Origin of the sequence: Methanosarcina mangrovi, from assembly GCF_052057765.1 — an archaeon.
Lineage (GTDB): Archaea > Halobacteriota > Methanosarcinia > Methanosarcinales > Methanosarcinaceae > Methanosarcina.
In genome coordinates this window covers 2209647-2223687 of record NZ_CP195120.1, presented here as the reverse complement: position 1 = coordinate 2223687, position 14041 = coordinate 2209647, and the positions used below count along the sequence as shown (strand labels likewise).

The 14041-nt window shown below is 43.1% G+C and carries 7 protein-coding genes and 1 pseudogene; 2 read left to right on the top strand and 6 right to left on the bottom strand.

Annotated elements, in window-relative coordinates; genetic code table 11:
• Positions 1-1768: 1768 nt before the first annotated feature.
• Positions 1769-2311 (bottom strand): hypothetical protein, encoded by a 543-nt coding sequence (locus ACSAZL_RS10020; protein ID WP_440948527.1) that lies wholly within the window; start codon positions 2309-2311, stop codon positions 1769-1771.
• A gap of 649 nt (positions 2312-2960) precedes the next feature.
• On the opposite strand from ACSAZL_RS10020, the gene ACSAZL_RS10015 reads away from it, so the two are divergent.
• Positions 2961-3161 carry a hypothetical protein gene (locus tag ACSAZL_RS10015; RefSeq protein ID WP_440948526.1) on the top strand — a complete coding sequence of 67 codons (201 nt, stop codon included), beginning with the start codon at positions 2961-2963 and terminating at the stop codon, positions 3159-3161.
• A gap of 2256 nt (positions 3162-5417) precedes the next feature.
• Entirely contained in the window at positions 5418-6725 is a 1308-nt protein-coding gene (locus ACSAZL_RS10010) for an ATP-binding protein (protein ID WP_440948525.1), read from the top strand.
• A 386-nt stretch (positions 6726-7111) separates the two neighbouring features.
• Here ACSAZL_RS10010 and ACSAZL_RS10005 read toward each other — a convergent pair whose 3' ends face one another.
• The 5 genes and pseudogenes from ACSAZL_RS10005 to ACSAZL_RS09985 form a co-directional block, all read right to left on the bottom strand.
• Positions 7112-8617: an APC family permease gene (locus ACSAZL_RS10005; protein ID WP_440948524.1), complete on the bottom strand. Its 1506-nt coding sequence runs from the start codon at positions 8615-8617 to the stop codon at positions 7112-7114.
• Positions 8618-8658: 41 nt separating this feature from the next.
• A pseudogene (gene mtbB / locus ACSAZL_RS10000) lies at positions 8659-10062 on the bottom strand ([dimethylamine--corrinoid protein] Co-methyltransferase).
• A 158-nt stretch (positions 10063-10220) separates the two neighbouring features.
• Positions 10221-10865 (bottom strand): dimethylamine corrinoid protein MtbC, encoded by a 645-nt coding sequence (gene mtbC / locus ACSAZL_RS09995; RefSeq protein WP_440948523.1) that lies wholly within the window; start codon positions 10863-10865, stop codon positions 10221-10223.
• Positions 10866-11184: 319 nt separating this feature from the next.
• A complete protein-coding gene (locus ACSAZL_RS09990) occupies positions 11185-12438 on the bottom strand; it encodes a hypothetical protein (protein ID WP_440948522.1) in 1254 nt (417 codons plus the stop codon).
• 202 nt (positions 12439-12640) lie between these two features.
• Positions 12641-13627, bottom strand: coding sequence for a hypothetical protein (locus ACSAZL_RS09985; RefSeq protein WP_440948521.1), 987 nt, complete (start codon positions 13625-13627; stop codon positions 12641-12643).
• Between the last annotated feature and the right edge of the window lie 414 nt (positions 13628-14041).

Genomic DNA, 14041 nt, shown 5'->3' with positions numbered 1-14041 from the left:
TCTTTTTCTCCTGTCTTTTCTCTACTCTTTTGAGATTTATTATGAAATCATGATATTTAATTGTTATATTCCTCTCTTTTTTACATTTACTGGTCTTTATCTGGAATAGCCGGAATAAATCCAATCATAAACGAAAAACAGAGCCGGATAAAATGGAGCAGATAGCAAATTCGCCTTTCCCCTGATTCTCTTTTAAAAGGATTAATTCTCTGAAGAAAAATCTGGAATAACCGAAATAAATCCAATTATAGACGAAAAAACAGAGACGGAAACAAAATGGAACAAATAGCAAATTCGCCTTTCTCCTGATCCTCTTTTAAAAGGATTAATTCTCTGAAGAAAAATTCTGAAGTTTTTCTGTTTATTATTGGAAAATGTTACTATTATTTTTCCAGCAAAATCAGTCCCGTTAAGGGATTTTATATTAGTTTAATTCAAAAATGGAGCTTATTTATTAAGAAAAACTTTTTTCTCTTGGTTAAATAGTGAAATAAAGACTAAATCTCCGGTTTTATTGAGCGCTTTTAAGGATTATATTTTCTAAATTAAGAATAGAAGAGAACCTTCAAGCTCAGGCGGATGTTTGCCCGGATTTTCGAAGACTATTTAATGTTTAGAAAAATTTATTCCACTCTTTTTATATAATTTATTATTATTATATAGGTTTATACTCTCTGGCAATCAAAACCAAATCTGCTCCTCTCCAAACAAAAACCAGTACGAAGAATAGTTTCAAAAATTGCCGGAGTATAACACTTATGGGGGTTGATAAGGGTTCAACTGGGAAGGGACACACCATTAGAAGAATACGCACTTAATTTCAAAGAATTCATTTTTCAATGTGCAATAATGAGTGTGAAAAGAATAAGGTAAATAAACGGAGGTAAGTAATATGTTCGGATTTGGATTTAACAGATGGGGCTGGGGCTTCAGACATCGCTTCTGGGGTCGTGGCTGTGGCTGCGGCGGCTGGGGCGGCTGTGGCGGCTGGGGCGGCGGCTGGTGTTAATTAACACTACTGAGTCGTTACCGAGCCCGAAACAAACTACTTAACAAATAGAATCGTAGCCATCTCCAGGTACAGGAGACGATTTCCAGGAAATCTTTTTCTGGATTGATGGCTATGCATATCTATTCGTCTAAATTTGGTAGTTGTATATTTCGTTTTCAGAAATATAAGACAAGAAATGTAAGACAAATATACTTGGAGGCAAGTAATATGTTCGGATTTGGATTTAACAGATGGGGCTGGGGCTTCAGACATCGCTTCTGGGGTCGTGGCTGTGGCTGCGGCGGCTGGGGCGGCTGTGGCGGCTGGGGCGGCGGCTGGTGTTAATTAACACTACTGAGTCGTTACCGAGCCCGAAACAAACTACTTAACAAATAGAATCATAGCCATCTCCAGGTACAGGAGACGATTTCCAGGAAATCGTTTTTTGGATTGATGGCTATGTATATTTATTCATCTAAATTTGGCAGTTGTACATCTCATTTTCAGGAATTCCAGATAAGATGGCTTACTCCATTTTGAGCTTCGTAACTACTTTCTGTCCTTGTTTAATTCTGAAGTGTTCTATGCTTTCAGCTTTAATGTAGTCTCTGTAAGGCTTTTGCTTATATTTGAATAATGATCGGCCGGATGTGTTTTGAAACGGTCGTAATAGCTACGTTTTTTAACGATCACCGTAGATTTTCCTAGGATATTCTTTTTCTCTTGATTTACGTATGACCGGGCTTTCTCCGGATCATCTGAGCGAAGTAGATAATTTTACTTTCTCTTACACTGCTTTTTCTTCTTCGTATATTCAAATGCCCCTATCAATACTGCAGCTGTCCATAGGATGCCTGCGAAAGGAATGCTTTTCGTATCCGGGGGGGCATCTGGATCCGCTGGCTGTTCATCTGCTGTTCCCGCAGTTCCGGTCTGATTTTCTGCCTGCCATTTTCCCTGAGCCTTCAGCTCCTCAATTACTGCATCCCTGTCTGATACAGGGTGTTTTCCGGGAAAGCCCACAGAGATGCTGAAAAGCTGTTTCTCAGGGGCTTCGTCCCTCAGCATGAGGAGCACTGATTCGTTCAGGGTAAACTCTGCCTGGTCTTCAGTCCGGAGATACTTGCCAGTTTCGGTCCTCACGTCTATGGTTCTGGCAGGCAGAGGGTTATAGAGCCATTCTTCAACCGTAATCGAAAAGATTGTATGGTCATAGTGTTCCTGGATATCACTTACCGTACCGATCGCTATTCTGTCTGAGGCATTAATCTGGTAGGGGATTTCGGCAGTTCTGGGACCAGCAGGGCTGCAGCCGGGCATGTGGCATAAAGCAGCAGGATCATTGCAAGCGGTATCTGAGACGAATTCATCAGTTTCATTGAATTCTCCTATTTTAAATTCCGGATTTATTTCTCCTGTTTTTGGTTCAACTTCGTTTTTAGTTTCTCCTGTTTTCGGTTCAACTTCGTTTTTAATTTCTCCTGTTTTTGGTTCAACTTCATTTTTAATTTCCCATGTTTTTTCTTCATTAGTCCTTTTATTCCAAATTATATCTTATTTATGCTTTTTTTAATCTGCAGATTTATTTGAACCGTTTATTGTTCTGGCCGAACCATTGGAGGAAAAAACAGCTCTTCAAGGGTCGAGAAGATGACTTGAGAAATGAACTATGGCAAAAAAGGTTGAGAAAAGCCATTTTAGCTCCCAAACTCGCATGGGAATGCTAAAAGAATGGGACCTCAACAAATTTAATATATTTAATTGAAGACAAATCTAATTATTAGATGACAACTATAATTACTCGCTGACAAATATAATTATTCGATGCGAATATGAAATGCTCATTCTTTTTTGTGGGGGCAAAAAAAGAGAGGTAATTTTACAATCAGATTTACTATTTTTTCGTAAGAAAATACTTTTGAGGATTTCTACAGAACCAAATTTCATTGATGACGTGGGGTGTTGCAGAATGAAGAAGGGCAAATGTCCAAAATGCGGGAGCGAAAATCTTGATATAGGCCATATAATCGGAGAACGTATAGGTTATGAGTCTGATAGCGAATGCTATTTTACCGGGCCCATGCGCGAATTTAAAGTGCATGTTTGTTTAGATTGCGGATATGCTGAATTTTATGTGGATGTAGTAAATCGAAAAAAAGTTGAAAGTTGAATCTAAAGTGTAAATAGATGTTGTGGGTCCGCATAAGTGACAGATATAGTGAAGTATTAAATTTTATGAGAAAGTATTGAAAATTGATCCATACGGTGCTTATTCATGGAATAAAAAAGGTGATATCCTCTTTTGTTAAGCTGGAAAACAGTTCAGGATTCGGCAGAAATGGTGGAAAGGCTAAAAACAGTTATCAGGCAGATGTATGTATCCCTGTATCGTATAAGGGTTGAGGCGTTTCATACGATACATGATGAGGCATCAGTCTGGATGGATACGACTTCATCAAACCTGCCTTGCCCTTCCACCGCATCTAATATAAGGCTTTTTAGCCTTACTCTACCACTTTCTTATCATCTATTGCCCAATTTTCTTCCAGTCCTTCGCCCATCTATGAAACGACCCACTCATTTAACGCCAGGGTGGAGTGATGATCGTAATGGTAGCGAAGAACTTCTTCATGTATTTCTGCACCACAGAAATACAAAGTATGATTGGCTTTTATTGTTATATATAATTTTCCGGACAACTTTTATGGAAACTCAACTATTCTTAATCTGGAAAATGAAGTAAAGCAAAAACGAAGAATCATTATGTAAAATTTTCTTGTTTTGACAGGGTAGCCCGGACTACTTATGCAACAGAAATCAAAAACTTTTCAAGCCCTAAAATTCTTGTCGGCTTGAAAAATGGAAAGAAAAGAGGAAAGGCTGAAGTATGGATTTCAGGAGAGGCGGGCAGCAGTTTTTAAGGTGCCGTACATAACTGAGGCCTGGTATGTACAGCTTTGAGGCGTGTAAAAAACGTTTCTGCTTTCTTCATCCTTTTTGCCTTTCCGCCGGAAGGAACAGGCTCGCAGACCCTTGAGGCATTTCCGATTGTCTGCCGCACACTTTTTCTACCGCTATTTATCTACCACATCTATTCTGCCTGAAATCCGGGGTTTCGATTCTTTCCGTCGCCCGTCACCTTAACGACTTCCCGATAACCAGGGGTGGATAAGGATTGTAACACTGAGGTGAAGAGCATCTCATCATATCCCTTTATATGTAGGGATACTACCGTACCATTCCTACTTATCGTATATATTAGTTTACAGAACAAACAAATTTAAACAAAATTTTCCCGTGATAATTACTCTTAAATTTCCGATCAGGGAAAGAAAATCGGATAACGGAAGATAAAAGTTCTTAAAAATTGACTAATTAGCAAATGCAGGTTAAATAAAGTTCGGAATCTTTTCAGAGAATTCCCTACTTCAATACTCTTTAGAGCAGTCGGATGGTCGATTATCCAGGTATATTGTCTGCCGGGCCTGCTTTACTATATTTGTTTTATCAAGCTTACTCTGCCCGTCCTGAGAGAAATGGCTCTTGACTTCAACCTGAAGCAGAGGCTTGTGAGTGTGTATGCTCTCGAGAAACTCCAAACTACACGGATTAGAATAACAGCTAAATAATATTATTGATAATACAATAATTCCAGTACACCAGCTTGAAACTTCAGGTTACAAGAATTCATTGATACGAGGGTGATTACCTGGCTTACAGGGCTCCATCCAAAGTTTCCGGAAAACCTCCAAGGAGAAACATTTTGTGCCTCATAGGGCTCCATAAGTGGAAAAGAAGCGGAGGTTTGAACATCTACGCTTCAAATGTGAGGGAAAAGTATTTTGTGTGTGCGAGATGTGGGAAGCAGAAAACGATATATGAACCTAAAAAGGATTGAAAGTTCGGGAAAGGTTTCTGAAAATTAATGAAACTATATATTTTTTCCGTGGCAACATATCGCAGATTTTCTCCAAGTAAAATCACTTTCAATCGACCCTGTACTTCTTTTCGGTCTATTCAAAAAATTTATTTTTGTTCGATATTTCTACATTGTTTCTACACTGTTTCTACATTGTTATTTTTACGATAGCAGTTCTTTTCTCTGGATTTAAAGCCTGAGATTAAGAGTTATTTTCCAGTAGGACATTTATATTACTGAAAATTCTAAAATAAACTCTAATCTAAAATAATATTGTATTATATGGCGAAATTTAAGCTTATTTGCATCCAAAAGCGTATTTTTTCGGTTCAGGCACAGTGAAGTTACAGGACTGTGTCCTTTCAAGTTACAGGACTGTGTCCTTTCTATTCGAAATTCAACTGCATGTTCTCCTTTTTAATCATCCGAAGTGTTAAACTTTTTTCACTGTATAAGTGCTGTGCCAGAATAACTATATAGTTTTATCTCCAAAATTATTCTGATCATATGCAAAGACTTAAACTCCTTCCACTGGTTCTTGACCACCAAACCTTTTTCCAAAGCCCCTCTACTCTAATCCCGCGCAACATTCCGGTTTCTCCCTGCCTGGATGGGCGTGAGATCAATTTGATCTATGGTCCGCTCCATGCAGGCAAGACGTCCTTCTTAAAGTATGTCGCAGGTCTTGTGCAGGGTGTGAAGATTTATATTAATTTTGAAGATAGCAGATTTAAAGAATTGGAACCTGAATGTTTTCAGAAAATTGAGGAAATTGTGGCTGAAGTTTACTTAAAAGGAAATGAAAATGAAGCCGGACATGTCTACTATTTCCTTGATGAGATTCATAATGTCCCTGGGTGGGATATCTGGGTTGACAGGCTTAACAGGGAAGGAGCAGGAGTTTTTGTAACCTCTTCTTCTGCAAGTTGCCTGAGCCAGGAGGTTTCCTCGCTTTTTGCAGATAGGGCAAGGATCCTCAAACTTTTGCCTTTTTCCTTTAAAGAATACCTTACTCTGAAAGGGCTAAGGGTCCCAAGGCCTAATTTTCTCACCCCTTCCCGATGCGATGAGATGCTTTGCCTGTTCCTGAAATATTTTGAAAACGGAGGCTTTCCCGGCGTAATTAAAGACGGAAATTCCATGCTTTCCCGGGCGTATTTCGAAGAAATTTTGCATAAAGAGGTTATTTCAAAACACAATATTCAGGACGCAGAAGGGCTGAAAAAACTTGCTGTTTTCCTGATTTCTAATATGGCATCGGAGTACTCCCTCGATACCTTGAAGCGAGCAAGTGGGATAGAGAACGAGGATACAGTCCGCACCGCCCTTGACTATCTGGAAGACGCATTTTTGCTATACCGGGTTCCTCTCTTTAACCACTTATCTGAAAACGAAAACAAACAAGAAAGAAAAGTCCCATGTAAAGTTTACGCCGGAGATACGGGTTTCTTCAAGACAGTATACCCCAATTATCCTGACAGCCTGGGATTGCGGTTTGAAAACCTTGTATTTCTCGAACTGCTCAGGCAGGGCAAGCAGGTGTCATACTTCCGGGACAGTCGAGAATGTGATTTCCTTATTACCGAAAAAGACAGCACGGCTGTTAAGGCTGCGGTTCAGGTCTCGGTCTACTTCGGAAACCCGGCAGTAAGAGAACGGGAGGTTCTCGGGCTTCTGGCAGCTATGGAAGAATACGGGCTTAATGAGGGACTCATCCTTACCATGGATGATGAAGGAGTCATGGAGGTCCCGGGCGGAGACGGGGAAAAGAAAAGAATAATTGTTAACTCCGTATGGAAATGGATGCTGGAATAATCCTTCTATCTCCTTCCATCCTTCTATCTATCTCTTTCTATCCTGGCTTTTCCGCTTCCAGCTTATTCGTTATCTCAAACTGATTTGCAGATTATTTTTCTCCCTTACAGGCCGGTCCGAGCCCTATGCAGCGCAGGAAGAGAAAAGTTTACCTCCCGGGTTCCGGAACAGATCAACCCGTTAATCAGGGACCATACGGAGAGGAGAGAACCCAGAATAAAAGCAGGAACTGAAAAAAAGATCCCGGAACAGAAATGTTCCGGCTTAATTTGCATTTCGAAACTGCTCCAGTCACCTTCCTCATGCTCGGGAAAACTCCTGAGGACGGGAGGGTATCTTTTTCAGAAGCTTCGGTTTTTAGTTAAAGCAAGTTTTCATGCCGAAATTCAGGCTAAAACCGCTTCTTTTTCTGCAGCTATTTTTTCTTCGGTCTTTTTTGTCTCTCTCTGAGAGTAGAACCAGAGCGGGACATAGAGACAGAGTACGAAGAAGCCAACTCCCGTGGTAGCCCAGCCGAGTTCGAGACTGTTAAGGTATATGATTCCCACAAGGAAGAAGGGGATGTTTAAGATGGCAGTTACCATTGCCACGGTCTTCCAGCCGTTGGGGGCTTTAAAGGGCCTGTCCAGTTTTGAGAGTTTGGGGTCGTTTCTAACCTTAACATAGGTATAGAGGCTGATCCCGTTTGCAAAGATATATCCGATAGCAGAAGCCGCAAGGATTGCGGTCGGGGTTCCGAGCAGGATAAGGCCCATGTTGAACAGGGCATCGGCAATCATTGCGTTCATCGGGTGCCCGTGAGAGTTTAATTTGCTCAGGAAAGCCGGCAGGTTGCCTTCGACTGACATCGAGTAGATCGACCTTGCCGAAGAGAGGAAGGCAGTCTGGATGATAAGGAGCATTGCCCCTACAAGCATGACAATTGCAACTGAAGCTCCAAGCGTACCCAGGGTAAGGTTGGCTATGGGGAGCATAGGAGATATGGGTTCGGAAAGTACGCCTTCAACTCCCAAGGTGCCTATAACCGAGGTCTGGACCAGCACGTAAAGCACAAGGCAGATTCCTCCGCAGACCAGCAGGGCTTTTGGGGTGTCAGTATTCGGGTTCTTATATTCGGGCCCGTAAATTGCTGCAGTTTCCCAGGCACAGGCGCTCCATTCAGCCATTGCAAAGATCCCGAAGAGGATAAGGATGTGTTTCATGTCCCAGGTCCAGTCCGTTGGGAACCAGGAGCCTGTGATGTTGGTAAGATGGAAGTCTCCCGTCAGGAACGGGGCAACGGTAATAACAATGAGGGGAATCAGGGAAACAACAGCCAGGATGTATCCTGCCATCGCTCCGTTCCTGAGCCCCTTTGAATTTATGATTGCAAGGGACCCGAAAATCAGGGCTCCGACCATCAGAGAGAGCAGGGTATCGGGAATTCCTGAAAAGGCGGGCACAAGCCCTTTGAGGTAGCTTCCGATGAGGATCGCATAGATTGCAAGTACCGGGCTCCAGCCGAACCAGTAACTCCAGGCACTGAATCCGCCTATGAATTTTCCAAACTTGAATTTGCCCTTATTGTTTTTGTTCGAACTCGAGCCAAAAACGGTCTGGGTGTATCCCGGCAGGCCTGAGGCTTTCGGGAAGACGGTTGCAAGTTCTCCGAAGGCAAGGTTCTGGAAGAAGCCCAGGAAAATGGTCAGGCCCCAGATAATTATTGAAAAAGCCCAGACGTAACCTGTAAAGTAACCGATAGAGGGGAGGATCAGTAAGGGTACTCCGAGAGCAATTGCAAGACCCTGTTTCCAGTCAATGGATCTTTCGAGTTCTTTTAAGTCACAGCTTGCTCTGCTGCATTCCTCGGCATACTGCCAGTCGATTTGAGAAGAATGGGTGTTGTCGTCCATGAATATCACCATTTTTTAAAAGGTTAGTTTAAGCCCCTGATTCAGGCAAGCTGTGCCCTGAACGTTTCACAGGAATTGATCTTGATCCCGAGCAGTTTCTCGATATTCATCTTCGCAGCAATGCCCTTTGCAGCTCCGGGCACTGAGGTGATGACTCCAATATCAAGCTCTTCGCGCAGTTCTCGCATGACATGTTCGTCCGAGAGGTCCATGGGGTCGACATTAAGCTTCTTTGCCACGTACTCTTTTGCCTCTCCGATACGCATGTTCTTTGAAAACTCCATCCTTGCGACGAGGTCGCCTGCAGCTCTGATCCCGGTCATTCCGGAAGCCATAATGTGGGAAATCGGCATACCCATCGGGTCGCCGACCCCGATCTATATGCCGTCGACGCCGGCAATCTCAACCATTGCCTTACTTGCCCGCGTAACTGCATCCACGGGTGGGGTTTCAAGCATGGGGATTCCCCCTACCCCCATGCCCATGTTCACATGACAGGGGATTGAGGAAGCTTCCACTGCCGCCTTTATGAAGGTGACAGCCCTTGCCAGGTTCCAGGCTGAGGTCTTGCTGGTGTTGGTGTTGACCACGGGGCCAAAGACATTTGCTCCGGCTTTTGCAACCAGGGGAGCCTGTTCATGCGGCCAGAGCCCGGCAAGCCGGACTTCATCGTACTCCAGTTCCCCGTGCATCCCGAGCACCATCTCGCCTGCCATGCCCACCTCAATGTACATCTCCGGAAACTGAGCCCTGAGGATTTCGACAGCCCGGAGGGTACCGTACATATCCGCATCTCCGGCTGCAGCGGTTGTATCAAAGTTAACCCCGTCAGCTCCTGAGGCAAAGAGTTTCTGCATAACCCAGACCGTATCCCTTGTCAGGTGGTCTGCGGCATGTTCCATGGATTCTCTTGCCTTATCGATCTTGAACATCTTCATGAGGTCGCCAGGGTTCTCGAAAGGTCCGTCGGGGGTGTAGTAAAGCCCCATGTTGGGCATTGCACCGTAAAAGAGGGGAATGATCATGTTCTGCTGGCAGACTTCCATCGCCTGGCACTCGTTTGAGACCACGGGTTTTACCGGCTTGAAACTGTAGTCGATGTGTCCGAGCTCCATAGTGTCGGCGCCAAAAGCTCGCTCATGCGTCATGCAGCCGACAAGCCGGCTGGAAGGAATTCCAACGCCGCTGTTCCCCTGGTCCCCGTCAAGCCGGATTGTACCAATATCATGAGTAACCGGGACTTCCATACCCTGTTCGACGCTCACGGCTTTCCCTGGCATCATAAGGATTTCAGCAAGCTTTTCCATTTCATCTGCACTGAGATCAGGGATTTCTCCAAGGTCGGCGGCATTTGCAGAGCCTGCTTCTATCTCACTGAGGATTTTTTCTTTTGTGAGGTAGATCCTTTTACCGTCGCCCATCCTCAAAGCATATTCAGTTGCCATTTTTTATCCTCCATTGCTCAAATTAAACTGATTAAAATCGGATTGGTCAAACCCGGAATGGTTAAGTTGAATTAACCAGACCCGGAACGACTAATTTTGATTGACCAAACCTGGAACGATTAACTTCAGAATTACCAAGTTTAGACTGGAATCGGGGTTCAGAGCAGCAGTTCTTTTGCCTTTGCCACTGCTTCGCTTGCATTTTCGGCATAGCAGTCCGCACCTATTTTGTCTGCCCAGGCCTGGGTTGCAGGAGCCCCTCCGACCATGACCTTAACCCGGCTGCGCAGCCCTTCTTCTTTCAGGAGCTCGATAACGTCCCTCTGCCCCTGAAGGGTTGTGGTCATAAGGGCGGAGATCCCTATCATATCGGCATCGGTTTCCTTTGCCTTTTCAATAAAATTCCTGATAGGAACGTCCCTGCCTATATCGTGAACTTCAAAACCAGAGGACTGAAGCATGGTTGAGACGATCGACTTGCCAATGTCGTGGACGTCGCCTTCCACAGTCCCGTTAACGATGACTCCGAGCTTCTTTTCCTGAGCCCCTGCCGGGAGGTCAGCTTCAAGGAGCTTGACGCCTGCTGTCATTGCATCTGCTGCCATCATCACGTGGGGCAGGAAGAGTTTTCCTCTCTCAAAGAGAACCCCCACCTGGTTCATGCCAGCAGAAAGCCCTTTTTCAATAATCTCTTCAGGCGGGATCTCAGCCCTGGCTTTTAGAACCGCCTCGAGTACCTTTTCCTTTTTACAGGAGATTACCGCATCGGCAACCTCGTGGAGTAATCCTTCAATATCTGCCATTTTTTTCGTCCTTTTTTTCATCTCAAAATAGCTGTGAATGGGATTCCATAATCGGAAACCGGTAAGTTTTTTCCTACTCTTAATAGATATACTTTTCTCAATATGAAATAAAAATATTATGATGTAGTCAGTGTTCAAAAAAAAAAAGGCAGTGTTTCTTTCTCCCAAAAAAAAAGAAATTCAACTTAAAAAGTGAAATACGGTAAAGATTTCTCTCTGTTCAGATACCGGGATATGCCGTCTTTGACTGCCGGTATACCAGGTCCATGGTTAGGCGTGCAATCATAAATTTCCTTAAAAAAGTTCCGGATTTACCTTGTTATTTTTCATTCTTCCTTCTGATTTCTGTAGAAGATATTCCATCGTCTTCGTATTCGTCCATCGGGACAATCTCGCAAAACTCAAGGACTTCAGGGTTCAGGCAAAGTTTAACGGATTTCCTCTGAAACACCATGAAGCGTATGTTCTTTTCCTTAAAATGTTTTAAAATGGCAGGCGTATCTGTTGTAGCATTATAATATTTTGCGTCAAAAATCCTGTTGATTGTATCGGCACCAACGATAAAGGTGCTGTCAGGGAAAAGCGCAGCTTTTTGCAGGAAAAGAGGAGCATTGGTCAGGCAAACCCCACCCATGAAGCTTTCGTCTTTGTATTCCCTTAACGAGTCAAGCCTCTGATTCAGCGAGATAAAATCTATAGGCGGCTTGTCGACATTAGTCAAGGATATTTCAAAGTGAACGGGCTCACCAAGTTTCTCCGAAGCCAGTTTTGCCATAAAAACATGATTCCTGTGGCAGGGGTCAAAAGAACCGGGAAACACAAGCCTGATCTTACCAGATTCTTCGTTTTCTCCGTTTTCTCCGTGAGTTCTTGCTTCTTTTGTTTTTGCCTCATTTAAATCGATTCTTGCGATACCCGGGGTTTCATGAGGACCCTCTTGGCTGCATATTTTCGGTTTCAGGAGATCCCCTACAGGTCCGGAAACGGACTCATATTCTTCAATAACTTCCTCTCCTCTCCCTTTTCCGGGCTCAACCCTATCCAGTAAATCGATTTCAGGAACACCGCAGTAGCGGGCAAGTACATTGAAGATCAGGAGCGAGGCAATCTTTTCTTCCTCTTCCCTTGTCCTGTCCGCTGTCAGTTCAAGTGTATTCACTCCGGTTTCACAGGCTGACTGTATGGCAACGTGGACCTCGTGTTTTCTCCCTTCCCTCTCGTTTGCTGCCCTGAGCTTGCAGGTCGCTCCTATTCCTATCACTTCCCGGTCTGCAGCCCTGTCTTTTGACAGGTCCAGAGCTCGCTGGTAGGCGACCATCGCCATCAATCTCGCAGTTTTTTCCGAGCAGTACTTCTCCGTTTTTCTTCCGAGGAACCTATCCATTGCATCCGTGCCGTACGGAACAACCGCCTCGAGTACTGTTGCAGAGCCGCTGCCGTGGCGGAGCAGTTCCCCAATAATTTCTGCCCCGCCCCCGGTTATTACAAGAACGGCTTTGCAGGGAGATTCATGAATCCGGAAAATAAGTTCAACAGGCACGTTGTTTCTATCTGCAGCCAGTTTGTCTACCATCAATTCTGTGGATACACTTAATGATGTTATAAATATTATTATTCACGCCAGTTTGTGCTTGAAAAATAATTAGAAGTAAATCTATCTACTCTTATCAGGAAGACAAATTATTATCAGGGAAAAAGGTTTGCCTGTATATTGGACATTTTCACGGCGCCCAATGAAACGCCGCTAATTATGTCCCGAAAACTTAGAACTAAACTCACTCCCGTCTGAACAGAAGTGTTAAAATTAAAAGAGCTGCAATAGGTCCTGTAATTTCAAATCCGGGCAAAGCTGTCAAAGTATTATTCTCAGAAGTTTCATTCTCAGAAGTTTCATTCTCAGAAGTTACTCTGTCGTTCATTGATTCCCATGCCCAATCGAGATCTTCCTGAACCCATGAGTCTGTCTGACCAGCGATATTTAACACTCTGTAGTTATCATCTAATTTACCCAGTTCGTTCAAATCAGTATTTTCATAACTCTCCCATTCTGATTTTTTCAAATCATAGGCATAATTGCTGTCTGTAAATTCATCATAAATTCCGGGGAGATTCTCTCGGGCTTCGACTACGGTTTTTTGACTTTCTTCATACTTACTATTTAACTGGTTTTTTAAATCTATGTAATTATTTACCTCCACATCACTGGGGCTGCCATCAAGAATCTCAGCAATAGCAGCGGTCAGATTTTGAGAAACCTCCAATTCATCTTCAAATTTTACTATCAATTCTCCGCAAATGGAGGCTGCCTTCTTTGCCGCATTTTTTTCAGCAGTTGTTGTGGCAATGTCTGCAGTTTCATTCCAAAACACTTCAGAATCATCCCAATAACCAATATCTTTGCGTATTACAATCATGTTATCTCTGTACATTGTCAGGTGGTCATTTGCAACAATTTTGTTAACGTACAGGTCAATTTTTGATACACCGTAAAAGATATCCTCATCCTGAACGATCTCTCCTTTCTCTCTATCTACCACGAATTGAGCTTTGACCAGATCTATTTGAGCTAGAGGTATTACTTTAACTACAAAATATTCGTTCCCTTCATATTCATAAGGTCCAGAAGTGGTAGATATTTCGTTTTCGAGCAGATATTCTTCAACAAGCTTCCCCGCCTGATACTTGCTTGTTTCTGCCTGAGCATTTATAGAAAAAAGAATTATTATAATCGCCATGATGAATAATTTTAAGCTTAATTTCACATATATACCTCATTAATTATTTACTTATGAAAAAGAGTAATTTCTATAAAAAGTTGCCTATTTTGTGATAGCCTGGTTTTCTTACTTAGTTCTAAAGTCTGTTTTTAGAACAGGATTCTCTTCAAGCAGATAAGATCTCATCAGCAAAGTATATGGTAAAGCAGGCTTCTTTTCCTGAGTGTTAGCAGGATCACTGATTTTAATTATGACATATGGTATTAATATTGGTAAGCTTGGAAATTGCCGGCAGACTTCCAGTATTTTAATCTAAAGAAATAGGGTAAACACTTTAATGAAATCTATAGATTAATGGGCTTGTTGAAGGAGATCCCCACAGCGCTTGTAGACTCGTTTGGCAGCCTGTTCGCTCACGACAAATGATCCTGTCACTTCATGAAGCCGAACAGCATGGAG

Excerpts from the sequence above, each read along its gene's own strand:
- ACSAZL_RS10020 (WP_440948527.1), bottom strand. The coding sequence starts at position 2,311 with ATGCCCGGCTGCAGCCCTGCTGGTCCCAGAACTGCCGAAATCCCCTAC.
- ACSAZL_RS10015 (WP_440948526.1), top strand. The coding sequence starts at position 2,961 with ATGAAGAAGGGCAAATGTCCAAAATGCGGGAGCGAAAATCTTGATATA.
- ACSAZL_RS10010 (WP_440948525.1), top strand. The coding sequence starts at position 5,418 with ATGCAAAGACTTAAACTCCTTCCACTGGTTCTTGACCACCAAACCTTT.
- ACSAZL_RS10005 (WP_440948524.1), bottom strand. The coding sequence starts at position 8,617 with ATGGACGACAACACCCATTCTTCTCAAATCGACTGGCAGTATGCCGAG.
- mtbC (WP_440948523.1), bottom strand. The coding sequence starts at position 10,865 with ATGGCAGATATTGAAGGATTACTCCACGAGGTTGCCGATGCGGTAATC.
- ACSAZL_RS09990 (WP_440948522.1), bottom strand. The coding sequence starts at position 12,438 with ATGGTAGACAAACTGGCTGCAGATAGAAACAACGTGCCTGTTGAACTT.